This window comes from Streptomyces sp. 8N114 (assembly GCF_052245835.1).
Taxonomy (GTDB): Bacteria; Actinomycetota; Actinomycetes; order Streptomycetales; family Streptomycetaceae; genus Streptomyces.
The window spans coordinates 62,705-86,167 of the sequence record NZ_JBQQBT010000027.1 but is presented as its reverse complement, the minus strand read 5'-3'; the positions used below and the strand labels follow the sequence as shown (position 1 = coordinate 86,167).

The window sequence follows — 23,463 nt, the reverse complement described above, 5'->3', positions numbered from 1 at the left end:
CTTTTTCGTGGCAAGAGCCGCGCCCCTCAGTCAGTGACGGGATGGCCCTCAGCTGATGAAGTCCGCGAGGTCCTTCTCGATGGCGGCCTTCGGCTTGGCGCCGACGATGGTCTTCACGACCTCGCCGCCCTGGTAGACGTTCATCGTCGGGATCGACATGATGCCGTACTTGGCGGCGACGCCCGGGTTCTCATCGATGTTGAGCTTGACCACCGTCAGCTTGTCGGCGTGCTCAGAGGCGATGGCCTCCAGCGACGGGGCAATCTGACGGCACGGGCCGCACCAGGCCGCCCAGAAGTCGACCAGCACGGGCTTGTCGCTCTTCAGGACGACATCGTCGAAGTCGGCGTCGGTCGCGGTCACGGTGGCACCGGCCATGGTGCTTCTCCTCATTCTCTGTTGACTGCGGGTCGGGTGGGGAGCTGGTGGGGGACAGGGCGGGCGGGTCCCCCTTGGAGGGCTGTCGCGTCAGACGGCTGCTGCGGTCTTCTCCGGCTCCGGGGTCTCCTCGGTGGCCACATCGGTGAGGGCGGCCAGATACCGCTCGGCGTCAAGCGCCGCGGAGCAGCCGGTGCCCGCCGCGGTGATGGCCTGGCGGTAGGTGTGGTCCACCACGTCGCCCGCCGCGAAGACGCCGGGGACATTGGTGCGGGTGGAGGGGGCGTCCACCTTGAGGTAGCCGTCCTCGTCCAGGGTCAGCTCCTCCTTGAAGAGGTCCACGCGCGGGTCGTGGCCGATGGCGACGAACAGGCCGGTCACATCCAGCTCGCGGGTCTCGCCGTTCTTGGTGTCGCGCAGCGTCAGACCGGAGAGCTTGCCGTCCTTGCTGTGGATCTCGGCGACCTCGCTGTCCCAGGCGAAGGAGATCTTCGGGTCGGCGAAGGCCCGCTCCTGCATCGCCTTGGAGGCACGCAGCGTGTCCCGGCGGTGGACCACGGTGACCGAGGCCGCGAAGCGGGAGAGGAACGTGGCCTCCTCCATGGCGGTGTCACCGCCACCCACGACGGCGATGTGCTGCTCACGGAAGAAGAAGCCGTCACACGTGGCGCAGTAGGAGACGCCCCGGCCGGAGAGCTCCTCCTCCAGCGGCAGTCCCAGCGTGCGGTGCTGGGAGCCGGTGGAGACGATCACGGTGCGGGCGCGGTGGACGGTGCCGTTGGAATCCGTGACGGTCTTCACAGGACCGGACAGGTCGACGGCGGTGACGTCGTCCGGGATCAGCTCCGCGCCGAAGCGCTCGGCCTGGGCCCGCATGTTGTCCATGAGCTCCGGGCCCATGATGCCTTCCTGGAACCCGGGGAAGTTCTCGACATCGGTGGTGTTCATCAGCGCCCCGCCTGCGGTGACGGAGCCCTCGAACACCAGCGGCTTCAGCGACGCGCGGGCGGTGTAGAGCGCAGCCGTGTATCCGGCTGGGCCCGAGCCGATGATGATGACGTTACGGACGTCGCTCACGGGAGTCTTCCTTGTCTGCCGACTGCTTCCGGGATCTTCTGCCGAGGCTTGCACCCCGTCCAACGGATCCTAAGGGGCAGACATTCCCGGGCCTGCGACCGCGTGTCACCCGCGCGGGTAGGTGCGTTTGAACAGCACCTTCCCGGGGCCCGACGGGTCGGCGCTGACACAGGAGGGGTCCACCAGGTAGGCGTCCACCAGGTTCGGGTCGCCGCCCTGGTGGGGCAGGACGACCAGATAGCCGGAGCGGCTCTCGAAGGTGGCGTCGGCGTCGACGGCCAGCGGGCTCTCCGTACGGTGGATGCCGTCGCGTACGCAGGACGGCATGCCCTGCCCGCCGCCCATCCTGTCGTCGCGGAGTGTCTTCTCGTCGGTGCTGGGACTCCGCTTGGTGCCGACCGAGGGGGAGTCGCTGGGCGGCGTGGACTTTTCCGGCGCGTTCCGGGAGGGAGACGGCGACTTCTGGTCCGAGAGCAGGTTCTGGACGCGCTTGCGCAGCTGCTGATCGTTGCTGCTGCCGCCGGCGTCGGTGTCCGTGGGGGCCGTGGAACTCGACGGTGAGTCGGGAGCCTGCTTGCCGGTTGTCGACTGGGCCGTGCCCGAACTCACCTCGGCGGGCGCGGGGTTGGACAGCGCCCGGATGGTAATCCCGCCGAGCGTGAGGACAGCGAGAGACGCTGCCGCCACGAGCACCATCGTCCGCTTCCTGCGTCGGGAGCTGAGGGGGACGGGGGCAGTCGCTGTTTCACGTGAAACGGGACTTGAAGCCGCCTCGGGAGCGGGTTTCTCGGGAGATGCCGGGGCCGTTTCACGTGAAACAGCGCCGTCATGGGAAGCGCCCTCGTCATCCGGGACGGCCTCGTCATCCGGGACGGTCGCGTCCTCTGACGCGGTCTCGGTCTCCCCCGGCACCGCGGCTGACAGCAGCGCCTCCGCCGCCAGGGCTGCGTCGATACGACTCGCCACATCCTCCGGCATCTGGGCAGGCCCGGGCAGAGTGCCCAGCGTCTCGCGGATCTCCTCCAGCGAGGCGTACACGTCGGCGCAGAGCTCGCACTCCACCAGGTGGGCACGGAGATCCGCCTGGCGCTCGGTGGGCAGGATGCCCTCGCTGAGTGCGGAGATCTCGGTGATCTCTGGGTGCTCGCCGTACGGGAAAGGAGTGGATGTCATGCCTGCCCCCCTCCCTTCACGGCTCCAGAGCCTGTGGTGTCCTGCTGAGCGTTCCGTCGAGCCTTCCGTGGTTTCTTCGGTGGCACCCCTCTCGGTGTTGGGACGGAAGCGCCCGAGGACGGGTTCCCTTCGCTGCTGCCGCCGCCTTCGGCGCTACCGTTCCCGCCCGCGCCACCGTTGCTCTCTTTGCTGCTGCTGTCGCCGGGACGCAGGTGGGAGACGAGCGGAAGCAGCCGGGCGCGGCCGCGGGCACAGCGGCTCTTGACCGTGCCCACGGCCACATCGAGCACCTCGGCGGCCTCGGCGACGGGGTAGCCCTGCATATCCACCAGCACCAGCGCGGCGCGTTGCTCGACCGGCAGCTCGGAGAGCGCGGTCACCACCTGCTGCTGCACGTCCTGGCGCTCCACGGGAGCGGCTGCGGACTCGTGAGGTTCAAGGAGCTGTTCCATGCGCTCGGTGTCATCGGTGAGCGTTGCGCGGCGGGACGCGGCCTTGCGGGCGCGGTCCAGACAGGCATTGACGGTGATGCGGTGCAGCCAGGTGGTGACGGCGGACTGGCCGCGGAACGTGTGCGCGGCACGGTAGGCCGAGATGAGGGCGTCCTGCACGGCGTCGGCGGCCTCTTCGCGGTCTCCCAGCGTCCGCAGGGCCACCGCCCACAGCCGGTCCCGGTGGCGGCGGACGAGTTCCCCGAACGCCTCCGGGTCGCCCGCGACGTGGCGGGCGAGCAGCTCCTTGTCGTCCGGCCCGGCCATCCCGTCGGGCGCGCCGTCGCTCGCCATCAGCCCCTCCCCTTGCCCTGCCGCGCCCACGTCGGAAGCGGCGTCCACTGCCTCAACCGAGGACCTGGACCTCCGTGACGCGACCACGGTAGTTGCCGTCGTCCGTGAGTGGGAGCTTGGTGAGCCACAGCAGTACGTAACGGGTCTTGATGGGCTTCTTCGCCTTCAGGGTGAGGTGTGCGCCGGAGCCGCTCGTGACCTTGCTGAAGCTGCTCAGGGAGGAGGGCATGTTGGTGACGCTGTTCGGCGCTGCCAGGAAGCTTGCCGAGGTCTTGCCGATGAAGTCGACCTTGAGCCGGCTGACCTGCCGGGTCTTCCCCAGATCGAGGATGAGGCCGGCGCCGGACTTGAAGTTGCCGAACGTGGGGTAATTCAGGTACTTGTCCGTGAGCCAGTAGGTGCCGGGCTTGCCGTCCACGGCGTCGCCGACCCTCTCCGGCTTCTCGCGCCCGTCCGAGCTCTCCGGATCGAAGTCCTGCACGTCTTCGACCTTGACCGGCTTACCGGTCCCCGCGGCGTTGTCCTTCCCCTTCACCTGCTTCGCGGACTTCTTGCTGACCGGCGGCTCGCCCTTGAGCAGCGCGTCGGCGACCTGCCAGCTGCCGAGCCCGAGCGCGGCGATCAGCAGTGCGGAGACGCCCCACTTGAGTACCTTGCCGGTACGGCCCGGCAGCGCAGGGGGCGTGGCTCCCGCCCTGGCGGCAGGCGCCCCGGGAGCAGCACCTCCGGGTCCGCCGGGCGCGGCGATGCCGGCCGGGCGCTGATACGCCGGGGGCGCAGCGAAGGCCGGCTCCGGCGGGCGGATCTTGGGCAGCGCGGAGACCGCCTTGGACAGCTCCTCCGGGGTGGTGCAGGGCTGCTCCTGCCGGGAGGCGGTCGCGCCGTCGTTGACGAGGGCGCGCATGGCCAGCGTGGACAGCCCGCGGTGGACGCCCGCGCGGAGCTGCTCGGGCGCCACGAGGGTGCCGATGTCCAGCGAGCCGACCCCCGGCAGTCCGTGCGCACCCTCCTCGTACGGCCAGCGCTTGGTGAGCGCCGCGTACAGCAGCGCGCCGATCGCCTCGGTGTCGTCCCGCTGCGGGTGGTCGCTGGTGACGCCACGCAGGGCCGCGTTCACGGCGAGGCCGCGGACGCGGTACTGGCCGATGCCGGTGCGCAGCACACAGGAAGGCGTCAGCCGCAGGTGCGCCAGCCCCTCGCGGTGCGCCGCGGTCAGCGCCTGGGCGAGCTGGCTGACGAGCTGATACGCCTCGTGCGGCTCCAGCGGGCCCGCGGCGAGCAGCTCGCTGAGCGGAACGGCGTCGGGCAGCCACTCGTGGACGACGTAGACCAGCTCGTCCTCCTCGACCGCGTCCAGGACCTGCACGAACCGGGGGTCGCCGAGCAGGGCCGCCGAGCGTGCCGCGGCGAGTACCTGGCGGGAGCGGGCGTGCCCGGCGGGCAGCACATGGACCCCGACGGCGCGGCGCAACTTCTCGTCGACGGCACGCCAGCTGCTGAAGCCGTCGAGGCGGGTGACGCACTCTTCGAGGCGGTAGCGCTTGGCGAGCTTGTGGCCGCTGTGCAACTCGGGCACCCGCAGCTCGGCGGGCGCCTTCGCGGCGCCGGCCTCTGAGCCGGTGTCCTCCCCGCCAGGGGCGTCCTTGGTGTCGACGGCCTTCTCGGCGTCGGCGGTGGTGCCGGGCTTCTCGCCGGCCTTGGTCTTTTCCTTGGCCTTCTCGCTGCCCTTGGCCCTGGCCTTCTCCCTGGCCTTGGCCTTCGGCTTGTCGGCGTCTTCGGTATCGGCCTTGCCCCCGTCTTCGGCGTCGGCCTTGCCTGTGGGGGAGGTGGCGGAGGTCTCGGCGTCTGCGGAGTTCTCGGCGGCATCCGCGGTGTCGGCGTCCTGGACCGGTTCCGGGCCGGCTGCGGTCGGCTCGCCCGTGCTGCTCCCTTCGGGGGACTCTTCGGGGGACACGGCACCGGGGGAGTCCGTCAGAGGTGCGGTGTCGGAGGGGTCGGCCGAGGGCTCCTTGTGCGGGGAGATCCCGGGGCTGTGGCTGTATCCGTTCGTCGCGTCCGTCGCACCGTCGCCCGTGGCCCCGTCCTGCTGGGCGGTCAGCGGTTCGCCGTTCGCACCGCTGGTCTCGGCCACGCCGACAGCGGCTGTGCTCCGTTCCGCCACCGTCGTTCCTGCCTCCCCATCCGTAGTGGCCGTTTTCTTGGAAACGGCCAAAAACATTGTGCCTACACCTCGCCGCTATGCACGACACGCGGGGGCGAATGATGGTTGTATACGCCGGTTTCTCGCCGAGTTTTCATCGGCCGAGTCTGGCGCGGACCATGCCGAGCATCGCCGTCATTTCCTCAATGCGCATGCGCTTCGCCGCTAGGACGAAAACCGCGCCCAAAACGATCCCTCCACCCACCAGGGCGGCGATCGAGCCGAGGGTGCCGCTGCCCAGAACATGGGTGACGCCCCAGGCTGCGGCGCCCGCGGCCAGCGTGGCCGGAACACTGGCACCGGCCAGCCGCGTGTACGTACGGACCACGTGCCGCCCGTCGAGGTCGCCGCCCAGCCGGTTGCGGAGCCGCCGCCAGGCGATACCGACTCCGATGATGTAGGCGAGCCCGTAGGAGGCGGCCATGCCGACGACGGCCCAGCGGGAGGGGAGCAGCAGGAAGCACAGCGCGGAGGCCGCGGCGTTGACGGCGGCCACTATCACGGTGTTGAAGAACGGGGTGCGGGTGTCCTCGTAGGCGTAGAAGGCGCGCAGCACGACGTACTGCACCGAGTACGGGACCAGGCCGAGTCCGAAGGCCATCAGCATGTATCCCATGGAACGGGCCGCGTCCACGCCCGCCGAGCCGTAGATCATCGTGCACATCGGGATACCGAGCGCCAGGAATCCGAACGCGATCGGGACGATGGCGACGGCGGAGTTGCGCAGCCCTTGGGAGATGTCGTCCCGCACGGCGCCGGTGTCGCCGTCGGCGGCGGAGCGGGAGAGCCGGGGCAGCAGCGCGGCCATCACGGAGACGGTGATGATCGACTGCGGCATGGTCCAGATGAGCTGCGCGTTCGAGTAGGCGATGTAGCCGGTGCCGGAGTCGCCGTGCTGCGCCGCCGTGTCGCCCGCCCAGGTGGACAGCTGCGAGACGACCAGCACGCCGGCCTGGTTGGCGAGCACGAACAGGATGGTCCACTTGGCCAGCTTGGCGGCCTTGCCCAGGCCGTGACCGCGCCAGTCGAAGCGGGGCCGGATCCGGAAGCCCGCGGCCCGCAGATACGGGATCATCGCCAGCGCCTGGACCACCAGGCCCAGCAGGGTGCCGACGCCCAGCAGCCGGACGCCCTCGGCGGGGATGGTGTTGACGGTCAGGTTCGAGGTGTCGGCAGTGCCGTACACCCACAGGAACATGCTGATCGTCGTGATGATGACGATGTTGTTGAGGACCGGGGTCCACATCATGGCGCCGAAGCGGCCCCGCGCGTTGAGGACTTGGCCCATCACCACGTGGATGCCCATGAAGAAGATCGAGGGCAGGCAGTAGCGCACGAAGGTGATGGTGACCTCGTTGGCGGCCGGATTGTCGGCGAGCTTGACCGACATCAGCCGCACCAGCAGCGGAGCGGCGAAAACGGAGGCCACGGCCAGCCCGCCCAGGATCACCGCGACGAGCGTCAGCAGCCGGTTCGCGTACGCCTGCCCGCCGTCCTCGTCGTCCTTCATGGCCCGTACGAGCTGTGGGACGAAAACGGAGTTGAGGCCGCCGCCGACGGTGAGGATGTACAGCATCGTCGGGAGCGTGATGGCGAGTTGGTAGCTGTCGCCGAGGGCCGAGGCGCCGAGCGCGGCAACGATCATCGCGGAGCGGACGAACCCGGTGAGCCGGGAGACCATCGTGCCCGCGGCCATGATGGCGCTGGACTTGAGGAGCCCTCCCCCGCCGCCGGACTTGGCGGGCGCGGCAGCTTCCCCTCCCGCTGCCGGGGCAGCCTTCGGCGGGGCTCCCTTCGGGGCGACGGTGCCGAGGTTGACCGTCTGGGCTGACGGTTCCTCGGCGGCGCCGGGTGCCCCGGGCTCGGGCGGGTAGGGCTGCGGCGGCTGGGTGGGTGCCGGGTGGAACGGCGGCTGTTGCTCAGGGCGCTGCGGTTGGGCGTGGCCCTGGTCGCGGTAGAGGTGCGCGAAGGCGTCCCCCGGCGGGCCCGCGGGCTGCTGCGGCGGCTGAGGCGGGCCCGGAGCCTGTGCGGGCTGCGGGGGCGGGCCCGAAGCCTGTGCGGACTGCTGGGGCGGCTGCCCTCCCTGATACGCCTTGGGCTGGGGCGCCTGTTCCTGGTACGGCTGTTGCCCGTAGGGCTGCTGCCCCGGGGTGGGCTGCCAGGCGTGCGGCGGGTCCTGGGCCGAGGGGTCGCGCTCCTCGTACGGGTCGCGCCCGTACGCGTCCGGCGCATACGCGTCTTCCGGACGGCCGGAGCCGTCACCGGGGGTCCGGCCCCGGTCGCCGCCATACGGCGCGTTCATCGTCGCTACCTACCCCTGCCCCTGCTCGCCCGGAAGAGTCAACGGTCCACTTTCTCACCCGCGGCCGGGGGGTTGCCGTTTTCCCGTTCGGTGTCGTCTCCGTCACCGTGGGTGGTGCCCGCCGAGTCCCCGGTGGTCTCAGCTTTCGAACCCTCCCTTTCCGGGCCGCCCTTCTCCGGGCTGTCCTCCCCCGGTTCGCCCTCTTCCTGGGCGTCCTCCTCCGGGGTGTCCTTCTCCTGGGCGTCCTCTGAGCCGTCGCTGTCCGGCTGCTCCAGCGGTGCGTCCGGGTCCGGGGCGGGGCCGGAGCGCTTGCGCTGGGTGTACATCCGGATGCCGGCGAGGACGATCAGCAGCACGCCGCCCGCGATCACCAGCAGCACGGTCGAGGTGATGGAGGTCACGTTGACCTGGAACTTCATCACCTTGCCGTAGCGCTCGCCGTCCTCGGTGTAGAGCTGGGCGTAGACGTAGGCGCGGCCGTTGTTCTTGGCGGTGGTGTCGAACTTGAGGGACTGGGTGTGCTCCCCGTCGACCGTGACCCGCTTGGAGTCGCCCACATCCAGGCCGATCCGGCTGGAGCGCAGCTCCAGTACGAGCCCGTCCACGCCCTGGGCGAGGTTGTTCTGGACGGTCACGGGGATGGTGGCCTCGCGCCCGGAGAGCGTGATGTCGGACTTCTTGATGAGCTTGACCGCGCCTCGCAGCTCCAGCAGGTACTTCTCCACGTCGTCGCGGTAGCTCCGGGAGGCGCGGCCCTCGCCCCGCCAGGCGTTGGAGACCTCGCGGTCTATGGCGGTGGTGAACGGTGGTACGACGCGGTTGGCCTGGCTGAGGATCTGCTGGAAGTCGTCCAGCCCGTCCTTGGTCTTGCGCACCTGCTCGAAGGCGGCGGTGGGCAGCTCCGTGCGGCGCAGCGAGGCGGGGTAGGAGGACGGCGACGGCATCTTGCGGCGTGCGTTGGGGTCCGGCTTGGCCTTGGCGGCGTCCGCCAGGCTGCTGGGCTCGGACCAGCCGCTGCCGGCGAGCGCCTTGATGCCGGCTGCCATCGCCTGCGCCTGGGAGACGGTGGGCATCCGCTGCGGGGCGACGACGACGCTGCGGGTGCGGGAGGGGGCCTGCCGGGCCAGTGAGAGGGACTGCGAGGCGAACCTCTGGACGGCCAGCGAGGAGGCTCCAGCCCCCGTCAGATCGCCCTCGAAGGCGGTGGACAGCGGTGCGTCGGCAACCAGCGCGGTGTTGCCGCTGCCGATGGGGCGGGCCGCGGTGGGGCTGTAGGAGAGCGCGTTCTCGCGGACGCTGTCGCTGCGGGCGATGACGTTGTGCGCGCCCGCCGAGGTGGCGACGTCCACGATGGAGGAGTCGACGGCGCCCTTGTAGGGCCAGGCGAAGTCCGTGCTCGGTTTCACGTGGAGCACCGTCTCGACCGTGTCCCTGCCCGTCGTGGTGGCCTGGCCCAGCGAGCTGAGCGCCCCACGGATGTGCGTACCGCGGTGGGCGAGCGAGGCCAGGTCGGGGTCGGCGAACGGGAGGGCGACGACCTCCTTGCCGGCCACCGCCTCCTGGAGCTCGTCCAGCCACTGCTTGGCGTACTCCTGGCCCTTTCCGGCGACGGTCTCGTCCGGGCCGCCGCCGGGCTTGTGCACCCGGTAGCGGCGGGCCATCACGTCGACGCTCGCCAGCAGGTCGGGGTCGATGACCCAGGTGACGTTCAGATCCTTGCCGAGCTCCAGCATCTGCTGGAGGCGACCGCCGGGGGCCAGCTCCTTGGCGAGGTCGTCGTCGCGGAAGACCGGGGTCTGCTGCTTGTCGGACTGGGTGCGCGCCGTGACGTGCGGGGTGGAGATCAACGGCCACAGATAGGTGAGCCGGGTGCGGTGGCCGGACGCCTTCTTCTGCCAGGGCAGGAAGGTGCGACCGATACCGAGGATCTGGTCGTAGGGACGGTTACGGGTCCGCCCGGTGAGGGAGACGCCGAGCTGATAGACACCGTCGGCGCCGAGGTTGAGGTCGCTGACCGGGATCTTCAGGGAGAAGGAGCGGGAGACTCCGGAGGCGAGACCGCTGAGCCGCACGGAGTGGCCGCCGGCGACCTCGGTGCCGTCGGCGCCGGAGAGGTAGCCCTTGCGGCGCGCGGCCTGGTCGATGGCGCTGCGGGAGCCGAGGGTGGGGCCGATACGCGGGGTCAGCCGAAGGTGGCTCAGCGTCGTGCTGCTGGTGTTGGTGACGGTGCCGCTCAGGGTGAGGGTGCCGCCCGGTTCCGGGACGGCGGGGGTGACCTGGTTGACGGAGATCCGGGTGCTGCGGGAGCCCGTGCCCGTGCGGGCCGCGGGCGCTGCCGAGGCTGCCGATGCCGCTTGGGCTGCGGCCTCGGGGGCCGTCGCCGGTGCTGCCGAGGCCGCGGGGGCGGCCGCCGGCAGCACTCCCGCCAGCACGGGGAGCGCGGAGAGGAGGAGCACCGCGGCCCGTCGCTTCCAGCGGTTCGTCCCGTTTGGGCCGGCCGTTCCCCTTGGGCCAGGGGGAGCCTGGCTCTCAGCCGCCTCGGCCACGCGCACGTCCATCCCGTCGTCGGTCGTCGTCCCGTTCGCCTGATGGTAACGATGCCCGGAGGGTGGAAGTGCCGCGCCGTCCAACACATGATCACCGGTGCTGGTGGGCGCCCTGTGGGCGGGCGGCGGGAACGGGGGCGCCTCCGGGTGGGGCGGCAACGTAACCTGTGCTGTTGTGCCGAACGCCAAGAGTGACAGCCAGGATCAGCCCACCGCCGTGCCCGGGGCGCCCACAGCGGACCGACCGGCAGCCGAGCAGCTCAGTGAGGTGCAGCGGCGTGCCGTCAGTGAGCTGCTACGGGTCTCACCGGTGGCGGACGAGCTAGCACGCCGCTTCCGCGAGGCGGGTTTCCGCCTCGCTCTCGTCGGCGGCTCGGTACGCGACGCACTGCTGGGACGGCTCGGCAACGATCTCGACTTCACCACGGACGCGCTGCCCGAGGACGTATTGGAGATCGTGCGGCCGTGGGCGGATGCGGTGTGGGAGGTCGGTATTGCCTTCGGCACCGTAGGGATCAAGAAATCCGACTTTGTCCTGGAAGTGACGACGTATCGGTCGGAGGTCTACGACCGCAGCTCCCGCAAGCCCGAGGTGTCCTACGGCGAGACGATCGAGGAGGACCTGGTCCGCCGCGATTTCACGGTGAACGCGATGGCCGTCGCGCTGCCGGAGAAGCACTTCGTCGATCCGCACGGCGGCCTGGAGGACCTGGCCGCGCGGCGGCTGCGCACGCCGGGCACCCCGCAGGCGTCCTTCTCCGACGACCCGCTGCGGATGATGCGGGCCGCGCGCTTCGCCGCGCAGCTCGACTTCGAGATCGCGCCGGAGGTCGTGGCCGCCATGGACGAGATGGCGGGCCGGATCGAGATCGTCTCGGCGGAGCGGGTGCGGGACGAGCTGAACAAGCTGCTCGTCTCCCCTCAGCCGCGCAAGGGGCTCCGGCTGCTGGTGGAGACCGGGCTCGCCGACCATGTACTGCCGGAGCTGCCCGCACTGCGGCTGGAGCGCGATGAGCACCACCGGCACAAGGACGTCTACGAGCACTCGCTGACCGTGCTGGACCAGGCGATCGACCTGGAGGAGGACGGCCCCGACCTGACGCTGCGGCTGGCCGCGCTGCTGCACGACATCGGCAAGCCGAGGACACGGCGGTTCGAGAAGGACGGGCGGGTCTCCTTCCATCACCACGAGGTGGTGGGCGCCAAGATGACGAAGAAGCGGATGGCCGCGCTCAAATACCCCGGCGAGACGATCAAGGACGTCTCGCGACTGGTGGAGCTGCATCTGCGCTTCCACGGCTACGGCACGGGCGAGTGGACGGACTCGGCGGTACGCCGCTACGTCCGGGACGCCGGGCCGCTGTTGGACCGGCTGCACAAGCTGACCCGCTCGGACTGCACCACGCGGAACAAGCGGAAGGCCCAGGCGCTCTCGCGGGCGTACGACGGCCTGGAGGAGCGCATCGCGCGGCTCCAGGAGCAGGAGGAGCTGGACGCCATCCGGCCCGACCTCGACGGCAACGAGATCATGCAGGAGCTGGGCGTGCGGCCCGGCCCCGTGGTGGGGCAGGCCTACAAGCACCTGCTGGAGCTGCGGCTGGAGCACGGGCCGCTGGGTCGCGACGCAGCCGTCGCGGAGCTCAAGAAGTGGTGGGCCCAGCAGGAGGCGGCCCAGTAGGAGGGCTGGCCTGTCCCGTGCCCCCGCGTTCCGCTGTTTCACGTGAAACACGGAAGAGCCCGGCGGCGATGGCCGCGTACAGCACCGCCACCCCTACAACGATGACCGCGGAGCGCCCGTCCGGCGGGAGCATGGCGGCGGCCACTCCGGCGGCGCCGACGTAGGCCACGTTGTAGAGCATGTCGTAGAGGGAGAAGATCCGGCCCCGGAAGGCATCGTCCACGGAGGTCTGCACGGCGGTATCCGTGGCGATCTTTCCGGCCTGGGTGACGAGTCCCAGCATGAAGGCGGCCAGCAGTATCGGCACGGGCTGGAAGGTCAGTCCCAGCGCGGGTTCCAGCACCGCGGCGGTGCCCGCGCACAGCGCCATCCAGCCGAAGACCCCGGCCCGCCGCACCCCGGAGGGCGTGAGGACGGCGGCGGCGAAGAAGCCCAACCCCGACAGCGCGAGCGCGATACCGAGCAGTTGCAGCCCACCATCGGTCCGGCTGCTGTCACTCCACGAGTACCGGGCCAGCATCAGCACTGTGACCGTCAGCGCCCCGTAGCAGAACCGCATCAGCGCCGAGGCGGCCAGCGCGTAGGCCGCCGTCCGGCGCTCGCGGAGATGGCGTAGCCCGGCCAGCAGCCCCCGCGCGGTACTGGTGACGGCGGCCAGTACGCGGGGCTGTACCTCGGTGGGGTCGGGTCCGAGCAGGCCCTTGGCCATCCGCAGGGAGGCGAGGCCGGCCAGCAGATAGACCGCGGCTCCCGTCAGCAGGACGAGGGCGTCCGCCTCGCGGCCCGTACCGGGGGCGAGATAGCGCACCACGAACGCGACACCGCCGCCCATGGTCGCAGCTAGCGTGCCCGCGGTCGGGGAGAGGGAGTTGGCGATGACGAGCCGCTCGCCGTCCACGACGCGGGGCAGCGCGGCCGACAGTCCGGCGAGGATGAAGCGGTTGACGGCGGTGACGGTGAGCGCGGACAGATAGACCAGCCACTCGGGAACGGCGCCGAAGACAAGCGCCGCGGTGGCGGTGGCGAGCGCGGTGCGCAGAACGTTGCCGAAGAAGAGCACCTGCCTGCGCTGCCAGCGGTCCAGCAGCACGCCTGCGAACGGCCCGAGGAGGGAGTAGGGCAGCAGCAGCACTGCCATCGCGGAGGCGATGGCGGCGGGGGAGGTCTCCTTCTCGGGGGAGAAGACGACGTATGCCGCGAGTGCGACCTGATAGATGCCGTCGGCGAGTTGGGAGAGCAGTCGTACCGTCAGCAGCTTCCGGAAGTCCGGGAAACGGAGCAGGGTGCGCAGGTCACGTGCGACGGACATGGGGACAGCCTCACACAGTCGGGGCGGAGTCCGGCGGTTTCACGTGAAACGGGGTTTCACGTGAAACCCGCGCTGCGGGGGACGTCCCCCTCACTCCCGCAAGGTGGTGCCCCAACGCACAACAGTCCGCCGGATGGGGAGGGAGGCAGAGCGCTGGAGTGCCGGCTTGTGGGCGAGGGTGCCGAGGCTGAACACATCGGGCGCCCGGTCCAGGACTCCGCCGCCGGGATCGTCCGAGCCGTCGTCCCTGCGGACCGGGTCGTGCTCGGGCCGCAGCGCATCGCGCACCACCATCGCGCAGAGATACGCGGTACCGAGCAGATGCGCGGCGATGACGAGTTGGTAGCCGTCCTCGGGGAGGCCGTAGTGCTTGTCGGATCCGGTGTAGGCGAGGTACATCCAGATCCCCAGGAAATAGAGCGCCTCGCAGCTCTGCCAGATGAGGAAGTCGCGCCACCTGGGCCGGGCGAGCGCCGCCAGCGGAATCAGCCACAGCACGTACTGCGGTGAGTAGACCTTGTTGGTCAGCACGAACAGCGCGACCACCAGGAAGGCGAGCTGCGCGAACCGGGGACGGCGGGGGGCGCACAGCGCCAGCGCGGCGACACCGGCACAGCCGAGGATCATCAGCAGGGTGGCGTAGGTATTGGCGTCATCGAACGTGCGTCCGGATCGCTGCTGGATGATCAGCCACAGCGAGCCGAAGTCCACCGGCCGCTCCTGGCTGAAGGTGTAGAACTTCGACCAGCCCTGCCAGGAGAGCAGCATCACCGGCACGTTCACCACCGCCCACGAGGCGGCGGCTCCTCCGGCAGCACGGCCGAAGGCGCCCCAACGCCCGGCCCGCCAGCACAGCAGCAGCAGCGGCCCGAGCAGCAGTGCGGGGTAGAGCTTCGCCGCCGTCGCCAGGCCGATCAGCACGCCCGCCGCCAGCGGTCGCGAACGGGCCCACAGCAGCATCCCCGCAGCCGTCATCGCCACGGCCAGCAGGTCCCAGTTGATGGTCGCCGTCAGCGCCAGCCCCGGCGCCAGCGCGACCAGCATGCCGTCCCAGGGGCGGTTGCGGTGGGTACGGACCACACAGACGATCAGCACGGCCGCGCAGAGCATCAGCATCCCCGCGTTGACCACCCAGTAGAGCTGCTCGTCCTGCTGGAGCGAGTCCCCACCGACCGTCAGCTTGGCCGCGATCAGCATGAACACCCCGGTCAGTACGGGGTATTCGAGGTACTCCATCCCGCCGGAGATCCGGTCGGGAATGCGGTCGAGATACGGGGTGAGCCCGCTCGCGAAGCCGCGGCCGTTGTAGAGGTGCGGGATGTCGGAGTAGCAGGCGTGGACGTACTGCGAGGTCTGTCCGGAGAACCAGGCGCCGTCCAGGCAGGGCACCTTCTGCAGCAGGCCGAGCGCGTACATCCCCAGCGCGACCGCCACCACCACGCGGAGCGGGGTCCACCACCCCGGTCCGTCCACGGTCCGCCGTCCTGCCGGACCGCCGGCCACTTCGCTCGCGGTTGTCGCCACCTCGTCGTGGTCCGTGGGGTGTACGACGGGGCGTGCGGCGGGTGGCCGGCCAGGTCGCCGCTGAGCGGGATTCCGTTCGGTGGGGGCGCTCGTCATGGAATTCATCCTGCCGCACGCCGCGCACGGGAACGGCCCCCGGCTCGGAGTCCGAGCCGGGGGCCGTTCGAAGCAGGCCGTTCTGTGGGCCTTTTCGTCACTCTCGCCGGTAGCTGTTCGGGCCGCCGAAGATGCCGCCCTGATCGCCGCCGCCGGGATCGCCGCCGCCGGGATCACCCGTGTTGCCACCGGGGTCCCCACCGCCGCCGTCAGTGCCGCCGTTGTCACTTCCGCCGTTGTCCTGGTTGTCGTCACAGTTCGGGTCGAACGGCGGGCAGCTCGTGTTCGACGGGGACGGTGACGGCGACTCGGTCTCGGAGGGTTTGTCGGACGGGGTCTGGCTCGGCTCGTCGGACGGTGTCGGCGGGGCCGAGGTCTCGGTCGGCGTCGGATCCGGGCTCGCGCCGTCGCCGTAGACCTTCTCACCGATCGGTTCCGGCACGGGGAACTTCTTGATCGGGGTGCCCTTCAGGGCCTGCTTCATGTACTTCGTCCAGATCTCGGCCGGGAAGGAGGCGCCGTGGATGGACTTCTGGCCGCCCACGCCGTACATCTCCAGGAACTTCTGCGACTTGGCCTTGTCGTTGACCCGCCACATGCCGACCGAGGTGGACAGCTGCGGGGTGTAGCCGGTGAACCAGGCGGACTTGTTGCCGTCCGTGGTACCCGTCTTGCCCGCCGCCGGGCGGCCCAGGCCCTTGGCCGCGGTGCCGGTGCCCTTCTGGACGACGGTCTCCAGCATGCTGGTGATGTTGTCGGCGACCGGCCGGTCGAAGGCGGGCTTGGTCACCCTCTTGTGCTCGTACCTGACCTGGCCCTTCCGTTCGACCTTGGTGACCGAGTAGGGATCGGCCTGCGTACCGCTGGTGGCGAAGGTGCCGTAGGCGCTGGCCATCCGGATGGCGCTGGGCTGCGAGGTGCCGAGCGAGAAGGTGGGTGTGGTGCGGGCGAGGCTGTCCTTGGTGAGGCCCGCGTCCAGCGCCGCCTCCTTCACCTTTTCGGTGCCGACATCCATGCCGAGCTGGATGAAGGGAGTGTTCACCGAGTACTGCATGGCAGTCCGCAGGTTGATCATGCCGCGGCTCTCATTGCCGTCATTCCTCTGGTGCCACTCGCGGCCGTCCTTGTCGTGCCAGACGGTGCCGTCGTAGTTCCGAAGCTTGATCTTGTTGTTGCCGTTGTAGACGCTCTTCGGCGAGACCTTGGTGCGCATGTCCGGGGCCTGTACCTCCGGGCCTGTCGGCTTGCGTACGCCGTCCCGCATCGCCGCCGCCATCACGAACGGCTTGAACGTGGAGCCCACCTGGACGCCGGTGTAGTCGGCGTTGTTGGTGAAGTGCTTGACCGCGTCCTCACCGCCGTAGATGGCCTGGATCGCGCCGTCTTGTGGTCTGACAGAGGCGCCGCCGAACTGGACGTATTTGTCGACGTCCCGTTTCTCGCCGTCGATGTTCTTCTTCTTGACCGCCTCGACGGTCTTCTGCAGCTGCTGGACCTTCTTCTTGTCGAAGGTCGTGTGGATGCGGTAGCCGCCCTGGTCGAGGCTGCGCTCCGAGATGCCGCCCTCGCTGGCCGGCAGGTTCTTGATGTAGTTGTCCGCCAACTGCACCAAGTAGCCGGTCTGCCCCTTCAGCTCGGTCGACTTCTTCGGCTTCTTGGGATCCGGGAAGCCCTTGGCCTTGATCGCGTCGCGCTTTGACTTGTCCATACGACCGATAGCCACCTCGCGGTCCAGCGTCCAGGACCAGCGGGCCTTCGCCCGCTTGAGGTTCTTCTCCGGGGTCGCCGCGGAACCGACGCCGCCCTGTGGGTCGTAGAGGTTGGGGCCGTTCAGCGTCGCGCTCAGGAAGGCACTCTCGCTGGCGCTGAGGTTCTTGGCGTCCTTGTGGTAGTACGCCTGTGCCGCCGCCTGGATGCCGTAGGCGCCGCGCCCGTAGTAGCCGGTGTTCAGATAGCCGGCGAGGATTTCGTCCTTGCTCTTGACCCCGCCGACCTTGATCGAGATCAGCAGCTCCTTGGCCTTACGGGTGAGCGTCTGCGACTGGTCGAGGTAGGAGTTCTTCACGTACTGCTGCGTGATGGTGGAGCCGGACTGGGTCTCCCCGCCCGTGGCCATCTTGAAGACCGCGCGGGCGATGCCCATCGGGTCGACGCCGCTGTCCTCGTAGAAGGTCTCGTTCTCCGCGGCGATGGCCGCCCACCGCATGTGCTCGGGGATCTCGTTGATGCCGACGATCTGCCGGTTCTGGTCACCGCCGCCGGCGACCACCATCTGGCTGCCGTCTTTCCAGTAGTAGACGTTCTTCTGCGCCTGGGCCGCGGCGAGCTCGTCGTTCGGGACGTCCACGAGGAGCAGGCCGATCCCCAGCGCGCCCATCATCAGCGCGAAGAACCCGAAGCATGTGCCGCTCACCAGCTTCCAGGACGGGAGCCAGCGCCGTACGCCGTACTTGCCCGCGCGCGGGTAGTCGATGAAGCGCTTGCGCTCCGGCACTCCGCGTCCGCGGCCCCGCCCGCGCCGGCCGGCCTGTGCGCTCGCCGCCGCGGCGGCGGCCCGTCGTCGGCCTCCACCACCCTGCGCGGCCCTCCTGGCCTCCGCACGGCCGCCGTGTCCCGGCGCGCCCGGCGCCGCCCCGTGGCCCTGCGCGGCTCGGCGACCGTGCCCTTCGGGGCCCGGTGCGGGGGGCGGTGCCTGCCCGCCGCGCGATGCTGCGCGACGGCCGGGGGACGGTGGCGGCTGCGCCGCACGACGGCCGCGCCCCTGCGGCGGCTTTCGACGGTTTCCGCTCATTGGAACAGCTACTCCTCGGGCAGGCGGCCCTTGCGCCTGAAGGTGGCAGTTGGCATCTGGTCCCCCCGAGTGCGCCGGGACGGAAAGACCAGGCCCGGGCGCACTGCACCGGGGACGAGGACGCTCACTGGCGTCGCATGGTTCCCGGCACTCGTGGTCTGCACAGCCGACAGACTACGCAGCTCCAAAACCCTCCTTAGCCCGTATTCGCCTCAATCGACGCAAAGGGACTGCGGTGAATCAGTGATGTGAGGCCCTTCACCGACCCCCCTCTTGTCGCTCCCGAAGCGGCGTTCTATCGTCGGGATGTATCGAGTCGATACATCAGAGCGAGATAAGCGCGGGATAAGCGCTTGTGGACGGAGGTGGGCGGACGATGAGCAGGCGCTCAGGCGTTCTCGAGTTCGCCGTTCTCGGTCTGCTGCGCGAGTCCCCGATGCACGGCTATGAGCTGCGCAAACGGCTCAACACCTCGCTCGGCGTCTTCCGTGCCTTCAGCTACGGCTCGCTCTACCCCTGCCTCAAAGCGCTGGTGCAGCGCGGCTGGCTGGTGGAGGAGCCGAGCGGGGAGCCGGAGGAGCAGCAGTCCGGACGCGCACAGGCGGCACCGCTCGCCGGGCGCCGGGCGAAGATCGTCTACCGGCTGACGGCCGAGGGCAAGGAGCACTTCGAGGACCTGCTCTCCCAGACGGGTCCCGATGCGTGGGAGGACGAGCACTTCGGCGTCCGCTTCGCGTTCTTCGGCCAGACCTCGCGCGACGTCCGCATGCGCGTGCTGGAAGGACGCCGCAGCCGGCTGGAGGAGAGGCTCGCGAAGATGCGTGCCTCCCTGGCCCGCACCCGCGATCGCCTCGACGACTACACGCTGGAACTGCAGCGACACGGCATGGAATCCGTGGAGCGCGAGGTCCGCTGGCTCAGCGAACTCATCGAGAGCGAGCGGAACGGAAACGAGCGTGCGGGGCGCCCGGAGCGGGAGACCGGTCCGGAATCCCCGGCGCCGGGTCCGTCCGACAACACCGACAGATGAGGCCGCGCTCCGTCGCAGCCTCAGCGAGAACAAACAGGGAGCAACCGGAATGGGTTCGGTTCGCGTAGCCATCGCCGGCGTGGGCAACTGCGCCGCATCGCTGGTCCAGGGCGTCGAGTACTACAAGGACGCCGACCCGGCCGGCAAGGTGCCGGGTCTGATGCATGTCCAGTTCGGCGACTACCACGTGCGCGACATCGAGTTCGTCGCCGCCTTCGACGTCGACGGCAAGAAGGTGGGCCTCGACCTGGCCGACGCCATCGGCGCCAGCGAGAACAACACCATCAAGATCTGCGACGTGCCGCCCACCGGTATCTCCGTGCAGCGCGGCCACACCTACGACGGCCTGGGCAAGTACTACCGCGAGACCATCGAGGAGTCCGCCGCCGAGCCCGTCGACGTCGTCCAGGCGCTCAAGGACGCGCAGGCCGACGTTCTGGTCTGCTACCTGCCCGTCGGCTCCCAGTCGGCCGTCGAGTTCTACGCGCAGTGCGCCATCGACGCCGGGGTCGCCTTCGTCAACGCGCTGCCCGTCTTCATCGCCGGCACCAAGGAGTGGGCGGACAAGTTCACCGCCGCCGGTGTGCCGATCGTCGGCGACGACATCAAGTCGCAGGTCGGCGCCACCATTACGCACCGCGTGATGGCCAAGCTGTTCGAGGACCGCGGCGTCGTCCTGGACCGTACGATGCAGCTGAACGTCGGCGGCAACATGGACTTCAAGAACATGCTGGAGCGGGAGCGGCTGGAGTCCAAGAAGATCTCCAAGACGCAGGCCGTCACCTCCCAGATCCCCGACCGCGACCTGGGCGCCGACAATGTGCACATCGGCCCCTCGGACTTCGTCGCCTGGCTCGACGACCGCAAGTGGGCGTATGTCCGCCTGGAGGGCCGCGCGTTCGGCGATGTGCCGCTCAACCTGGAGTACAAGCTCGAGGTGTGGGACTCGCCCAACTCGGCGGGCGTCATCATCGACGCACTGCGCGCCGCGAAGATCGCCAAGGACCGTGGCATCGGTGGCCCGATCCTTTCGGCGTCGTCCTACTTCATGAAGTCGCCGCCGGTGCAGTACTTCGATGATGTCGCGCGGCGCAATGTGCAGGACTTCATCGAGGGCAAGGTCGAGCGCTGAGCGCTGGCCGCTGTGGCTTAGCCGATGAGGGGGTCCGGGAATCGTTCCCGGGCCCCCTCAGGCGCCCGAAGGGGCGCGGGGAACTGCTCCCCCTGGGGGCACCTCCCAGCGGTAGCTGGGGGACTTCGGCCGGGAGGTGCCCCCACCAGCCACAAGGCACCCGCAGACGGCAACGGACAGCCAGGGGCAGCCCGTCAGCGATCCACCGTGCGGTCCACCGTCGTCGTCGTGTGCCGCAGGATCGCGGTCAGTTCCTCGCCCACATGCGGCTCCGGCGCATCCGCGGGGACGAAGAGGATGGAGACCTGCATGTGCGGGGGCTCCGCGAACCAGCGCTGCTTGCCGGCCCAGACGAACGGCGAGAGGTTGCGGTTGACGGTCGCCAGGCCCGCGCGGGCGACGCCCTTGGCCCGCGGCGTGATGCCGTGCAGGGCCTTGGGGGACTCCAGGCCCACCCCGTGCGAGGTGCCGCCCGCGACGACGACCAGCCAGCCGTCGCCCGACACCTTGGCCTGCCGATAGCCGAACCTCTCGCCCTTGGCCACGCGCGTGACGTCCAGGATCGAGCCCCGGTACTCGGTGGCGGCGTGATCGCCCAGCCACAGCCGGGTGCCGATCCGCGCGCGGAAGCGGGTCTGCGGGAACTGCTGCTGGAGGACGGCGAACTCCTCCGGCTTCAGATGGCTGACGAACATCGTGTCCAGCGGCAGCCGCGCGGCACGCAGCCGGTCCATCCAGCCGATGACCTCCTCCACCGCGTCCGAGCCGTCAGCCCGGTCCAGCGGCAGATGGATGGCGAAGCCCTCCAGACGGACCTCGTCGATGGCGGCGTGCAGCCGGGGCAGGTCCTGCTCGGTGACCCCGTGCCGCTTCATGCTGCTCATCACCTCGATGACCACCCGGGCCCCGCGCATCAGGCCCACGCCCTCCACCGAGGAGACCGAGCGGATGGCGCGGTCCGGCAGCGGCACCGGCTCCTCGTCCTTGCGGAACGGGGTGAGCACCAGCAGGTCGCCGCCGAACAGGTCCTTCGTACGGGCCGCCTCGTAGGTCGTACCGACGGCCAGTATGTCGGCGCCGAACTTGGTGGCCTCGTCTGCCAGGCGCTCATGGCCGAAGCCGTAGCCGTTGCCCTTGCAGACCGGAACGATTCCCGGGAACTGCTGAATCACCGTCTGCTGGTGCGCCCGCCAGCGATCGGTGTCGACATAGAGGGAGAGCGCCATGGCCGGTACGGAACCTTTCTGAAGGGGTCGGGATGTCAGGCGTGTCGGGCGCGGGGAGCGCGCTCAGCGCCGCGACATATAGATGTCGAGCGCCTTGTGCAGCAGCTTGTTGAGCGGGAAGTCCCACTCGCCGAGGTACTCGGCCGCCTGCCCACCGGTGCCGACCTTGAACTGGATCAGGCCGAAAAGGTGGTCGTTCTCGTCCAGGGAGTCACTGATACCGCGCAGGTCGTACACGCTCGCGCCCAGCGCGTAGGCGTCCTGGAGCATCCGCCACTGCATCGCGTTGGAGGGCCGCACCTCGCGCTTGTGGTTGGCAGAGGCGCCGTAGGAATACCAGACGTGCCCGCCGACGACGAGCATCGTGGCGGCCGAGATGCGCTCGCCCTCGTGCTCGGCGAAGTACAGCCGCATCCGCTGCGGGTCCTCGGCGTTCAGGACGTTCCACATCCGCTGGAAGTACGCCTTGGGGCGGGGGCGGAACTTGTCGCGCTCGGCGGTGATCTCGTACAGCCGCTGCCACTCGTCCAGGTCGTACGGGTTGGCCATATTGCCCTGGACCACCTGCACGCCCGCCTTGTCGGCCTTCTTGATGTTGCGGCGCCACAGCTGGTTGAAGTTCTTGTGCACCTCTTCGAGGGAGCGGCCCTCCAGCGGGACTTGGAAGACGTAGCGCGGCTGTACGTCGCCGAAGCCGGCGCCGCCGTCCTCGCCCTGCTGCCAGCCCATCTTGCGCAGCCTGTCGGCCACTTCGAAGGCACGCGGCTCGATATGGGTGGCCTCGATGTCCCGCAGCCGCTTGACGTCCTGGTCCTGGATGCCCTTCTTGATGGCGGCCGCGTCCCAGCGCCGGATCACCACGGGCGGGCCCATCTTCACGGAGAAGGCGCCCTGCTTCTTGAGGTGGTCGAGCATCGGACGCAGCCACTCGTCCAGGTTGGGCGCGTACCAGTTGATCACCGGGCCCTCGGGCAGGTACGCGAGGTAGCGCTTGACCTTCGGTAGTTGCCGGTAGAGCACCAGCCCGGCTCCCACCATCTGGCCCGTACGCTCGTCGAACCAGCCCAGATTCTCCGCGCGCCACTCGTTCTTGACGTCCGCCCAGGCGGGCACCTGACAGTGGCTTGCCGACGGCAGGCTCTGGATATACGCCAGATGCTGCTCTCGGCTGACGGTCCTCAGGGTCAGGCTCATGGCGGGACGCTCCTCCGGCGAACTGACTGATGCTCGCCGGAAGCCTACTGTGCCCCGCTAAGCCCCGTTCGGCCCAGGGCCAAGCCCGGGGAGGCGGTTTTGCGCCGCCGGTCGCACACCGCCCCCCGGGGCTCGTGCCGGGTGTTGCCCTATGGGACCAGGCCGCCGTGCGCCACGCCCAGATAGAAGCCGACCGCCGCAGCGCCGAGACCGATGATCGTGACGAACCGTTCACCCGTCGTCGCCGAGATGTACTGGCCCCAGGCCCCGGTCAGGATGCCGGCCAGCCCCGTCCACGAGCCGAGCACATGCAGCCCCGGCCACCAGGCGGAGATGACGGCCACCAGGCCCAGCAGCATGGTCGCGGCCGCGAAGGAGTTCTCCACGGGATGCCGCTTGCCGTCGGAGTTCAGATAGGAGAGAGGATGGTTCCAGCGCACTGCCTGTGCCATACGGCACCTCCTGTCAGAGCGCGGCGCGAACTGTAACGCCGCTCACATCTGAGGTGTCCAGATTGCTCCGGGTTACCCCCGGATTTCAACCGGAAGGCCGCGGCCAGGTAGGCTGGCCCGTCTGCGTCCCTGGTTTGCCCCTGGCTCTCCCTGGGCGTGGAAACGCATCACGACCCTCCTGCCACGGAACGACCGTGGCCGCCGAGTCCAGAGGAGGTGGGTTCCACATGCGTCACTACGAGGTGATGGTCATCCTCGACCCCGATCTGGAGGAGCGCGCTGTCTCCCCCCTGATCGAGAGCTTCCTTTCCGTCGTCCGTGAGGGCAGCGGGAAGGTCGAGAAGGTCGACACCTGGGGCCGTCGTCGTCTCTCCTACGAGATCAACAAGAAGCCCGAGGGCATCTACTCGGTCATCGACCTCCAGGCCGAGCCCGCTGTGGTCAAGGAGCTCGACCGGCAGATGAACCTGAACGAGTCCGTCCTGCGGACCAAGGTCCTCCGCCCGTCGACCCACTGAGGCCGACTCCCGAGTAGTCCGAGCACCACGCATCACGCACCACAGCTCCACT

At 69.6% G+C, this 23,463-nt stretch carries 17 protein-coding genes; 4 read left to right on the top strand and 13 right to left on the bottom strand.

Going from position 1 to position 23,463, the window contains the following annotated elements:
• Positions 1–48: 48 nt before the first annotated feature.
• The 7 genes from trxA to ACTWQF_RS32300 all read right to left on the bottom strand — a co-directional run bounded on the left by trxA (position 49) and on the right by ACTWQF_RS32300 (position 10,473).
• Positions 49–378 carry a thioredoxin gene (trxA, locus tag ACTWQF_RS32330; RefSeq protein WP_443283298.1) on the bottom strand — a complete coding sequence of 110 codons (330 nt, stop codon included), beginning with the start codon at positions 376–378 and terminating at the stop codon, positions 49–51.
• 90 nt (positions 379–468) lie between these two features.
• The gene (gene trxB / locus ACTWQF_RS32325; RefSeq protein ID WP_443283297.1) at positions 469–1,455 is read right to left on the bottom strand and encodes a thioredoxin-disulfide reductase; all 987 of its coding nucleotides are present in this window, start codon (positions 1,453–1,455) and stop codon (positions 469–471) included.
• Positions 1,456–1,560: 105 nt separating this feature from the next.
• Entirely contained in the window at positions 1,561–2,628 is a 1,068-nt protein-coding gene (locus ACTWQF_RS32320) for a hypothetical protein (RefSeq protein ID WP_443283296.1), read from the bottom strand.
• On the bottom strand, positions 2,625–3,413 hold the full coding sequence (gene sigM / locus ACTWQF_RS32315; RefSeq protein ID WP_443283295.1) for an RNA polymerase sigma factor SigM: 789 nt from the start codon (positions 3,411–3,413) through the stop codon (positions 2,625–2,627). Before sigM ends, ACTWQF_RS32320 begins: the two co-directional genes overlap by 4 nt.
• Before the next feature lie 52 nt (positions 3,414–3,465).
• Positions 3,466–5,574, bottom strand: a complete 2,109-nt coding sequence (locus tag ACTWQF_RS32310; protein ID WP_443283294.1) for a hypothetical protein — start codon at positions 5,572–5,574, stop codon at positions 3,466–3,468.
• Between the two features lie 133 nt (positions 5,575–5,707).
• Entirely contained in the window at positions 5,708–7,915 is a 2,208-nt protein-coding gene (murJ, locus tag ACTWQF_RS32305) for a murein biosynthesis integral membrane protein MurJ (protein ID WP_443283293.1), read from the bottom strand.
• A gap of 38 nt (positions 7,916–7,953) precedes the next feature.
• Positions 7,954–10,473 (bottom strand): DUF6049 family protein, encoded by a 2,520-nt coding sequence (locus ACTWQF_RS32300; RefSeq protein WP_443283292.1) that lies wholly within the window; start codon positions 10,471–10,473, stop codon positions 7,954–7,956.
• A 163-nt stretch (positions 10,474–10,636) separates the two neighbouring features.
• Here ACTWQF_RS32300 and ACTWQF_RS32295 point away from each other — a divergent pair, with 163 nt between their 5' ends.
• Positions 10,637–12,139 carry a CCA tRNA nucleotidyltransferase gene (locus tag ACTWQF_RS32295; protein ID WP_443283291.1) on the top strand — a complete coding sequence of 501 codons (1,503 nt, stop codon included), beginning with the start codon at positions 10,637–10,639 and terminating at the stop codon, positions 12,137–12,139.
• Here the strand turns inward: ACTWQF_RS32295 and ACTWQF_RS32290 are convergent.
• The 3 genes from ACTWQF_RS32290 to ACTWQF_RS32280 all read right to left on the bottom strand — a co-directional run bounded on the left by ACTWQF_RS32290 (position 12,102) and on the right by ACTWQF_RS32280 (position 17,859).
• Entirely contained in the window at positions 12,102–13,448 is a 1,347-nt protein-coding gene (locus tag ACTWQF_RS32290; protein ID WP_443283290.1) for an MFS transporter, read from the bottom strand. The two genes, ACTWQF_RS32295 and ACTWQF_RS32290, sit on opposite strands and share 38 nt — an antisense overlap.
• Before the next feature lie 90 nt (positions 13,449–13,538).
• On the bottom strand, positions 13,539–15,068 hold the full coding sequence (locus tag ACTWQF_RS32285; RefSeq protein WP_443283289.1) for a glycosyltransferase family 87 protein: 1,530 nt from the start codon (positions 15,066–15,068) through the stop codon (positions 13,539–13,541).
• A 97-nt stretch (positions 15,069–15,165) separates the two neighbouring features.
• Positions 15,166–17,859 carry a transglycosylase domain-containing protein gene (locus ACTWQF_RS32280; RefSeq protein ID WP_443283288.1) on the bottom strand — a complete coding sequence of 898 codons (2,694 nt, stop codon included), beginning with the start codon at positions 17,857–17,859 and terminating at the stop codon, positions 15,166–15,168.
• Between the two features lie 376 nt (positions 17,860–18,235).
• Between ACTWQF_RS32280 and ACTWQF_RS32275 the strand changes: the two genes are divergently transcribed.
• A complete protein-coding gene (locus ACTWQF_RS32275; protein WP_443283287.1) occupies positions 18,236–18,889 on the top strand; it encodes a helix-turn-helix transcriptional regulator in 654 nt (217 codons plus the stop codon).
• Between the two features lie 49 nt (positions 18,890–18,938).
• The gene (locus ACTWQF_RS32270) at positions 18,939–20,021 is read left to right on the top strand and encodes an inositol-3-phosphate synthase (RefSeq protein WP_443283286.1); all 1,083 of its coding nucleotides are present in this window, start codon (positions 18,939–18,941) and stop codon (positions 20,019–20,021) included.
• Positions 20,022–20,215: 194 nt separating this feature from the next.
• Here ACTWQF_RS32270 and ACTWQF_RS32265 read toward each other — a convergent pair whose 3' ends face one another.
• The 3 genes from ACTWQF_RS32265 to ACTWQF_RS32255 form a co-directional block, all read right to left on the bottom strand.
• Positions 20,216–21,247, bottom strand: a complete 1,032-nt coding sequence (locus ACTWQF_RS32265; RefSeq protein WP_443283285.1) for an alanine racemase — start codon at positions 21,245–21,247, stop codon at positions 20,216–20,218.
• A gap of 63 nt (positions 21,248–21,310) precedes the next feature.
• Positions 21,311–22,441: a lipid II:glycine glycyltransferase FemX gene (locus ACTWQF_RS32260; RefSeq protein WP_443283284.1), complete on the bottom strand. Its 1,131-nt coding sequence runs from the start codon at positions 22,439–22,441 to the stop codon at positions 21,311–21,313.
• Between the two features lie 149 nt (positions 22,442–22,590).
• Positions 22,591–22,893: a hypothetical protein gene (locus ACTWQF_RS32255; RefSeq protein ID WP_443283283.1), complete on the bottom strand. Its 303-nt coding sequence runs from the start codon at positions 22,891–22,893 to the stop codon at positions 22,591–22,593.
• A gap of 227 nt (positions 22,894–23,120) precedes the next feature.
• Between ACTWQF_RS32255 and rpsF the strand changes: the two genes are divergently transcribed.
• Positions 23,121–23,411, top strand: a complete 291-nt coding sequence (gene rpsF, locus ACTWQF_RS32250; RefSeq protein WP_165302356.1) for a 30S ribosomal protein S6 — start codon at positions 23,121–23,123, stop codon at positions 23,409–23,411.
• Positions 23,412–23,463: the final 52 nt, after the last annotated feature.

Excerpts from the sequence above, each read along its gene's own strand:
- ACTWQF_RS32255 (WP_443283283.1), bottom strand. The coding sequence starts at position 22,893 with ATGGCACAGGCAGTGCGCTGGAACCATCCTCTCTCCTATCTGAACTCC.
- ACTWQF_RS32320 (WP_443283296.1), bottom strand. The coding sequence starts at position 2,628 with ATGACATCCACTCCTTTCCCGTACGGCGAGCACCCAGAGATCACCGAG.
- rpsF (WP_165302356.1), top strand. The coding sequence starts at position 23,121 with ATGCGTCACTACGAGGTGATGGTCATCCTCGACCCCGATCTGGAGGAG.
- ACTWQF_RS32285 (WP_443283289.1), bottom strand. The coding sequence starts at position 15,068 with ATGACGAGCGCCCCCACCGAACGGAATCCCGCTCAGCGGCGACCTGGC.
- ACTWQF_RS32290 (WP_443283290.1), bottom strand. The coding sequence starts at position 13,448 with ATGTCCGTCGCACGTGACCTGCGCACCCTGCTCCGTTTCCCGGACTTC.
- ACTWQF_RS32265 (WP_443283285.1), bottom strand. The coding sequence starts at position 21,247 with ATGGCGCTCTCCCTCTATGTCGACACCGATCGCTGGCGGGCGCACCAG.
- ACTWQF_RS32300 (WP_443283292.1), bottom strand. The coding sequence starts at position 10,473 with ATGGACGTGCGCGTGGCCGAGGCGGCTGAGAGCCAGGCTCCCCCTGGC.
- trxA (WP_443283298.1), bottom strand. The coding sequence starts at position 378 with ATGGCCGGTGCCACCGTGACCGCGACCGACGCCGACTTCGACGATGTC.
- ACTWQF_RS32275 (WP_443283287.1), top strand. The coding sequence starts at position 18,236 with ATGAGCAGGCGCTCAGGCGTTCTCGAGTTCGCCGTTCTCGGTCTGCTG.
- murJ (WP_443283293.1), bottom strand. The coding sequence starts at position 7,915 with ATGAACGCGCCGTATGGCGGCGACCGGGGCCGGACCCCCGGTGACGGC.
- sigM (WP_443283295.1), bottom strand. The coding sequence starts at position 3,413 with ATGGCGAGCGACGGCGCGCCCGACGGGATGGCCGGGCCGGACGACAAG.
- ACTWQF_RS32260 (WP_443283284.1), bottom strand. The coding sequence starts at position 22,441 with ATGAGCCTGACCCTGAGGACCGTCAGCCGAGAGCAGCATCTGGCGTAT.
- ACTWQF_RS32280 (WP_443283288.1), bottom strand. The coding sequence starts at position 17,859 with ATGAGCGGAAACCGTCGAAAGCCGCCGCAGGGGCGCGGCCGTCGTGCG.
- ACTWQF_RS32270 (WP_443283286.1), top strand. The coding sequence starts at position 18,939 with ATGGGTTCGGTTCGCGTAGCCATCGCCGGCGTGGGCAACTGCGCCGCA.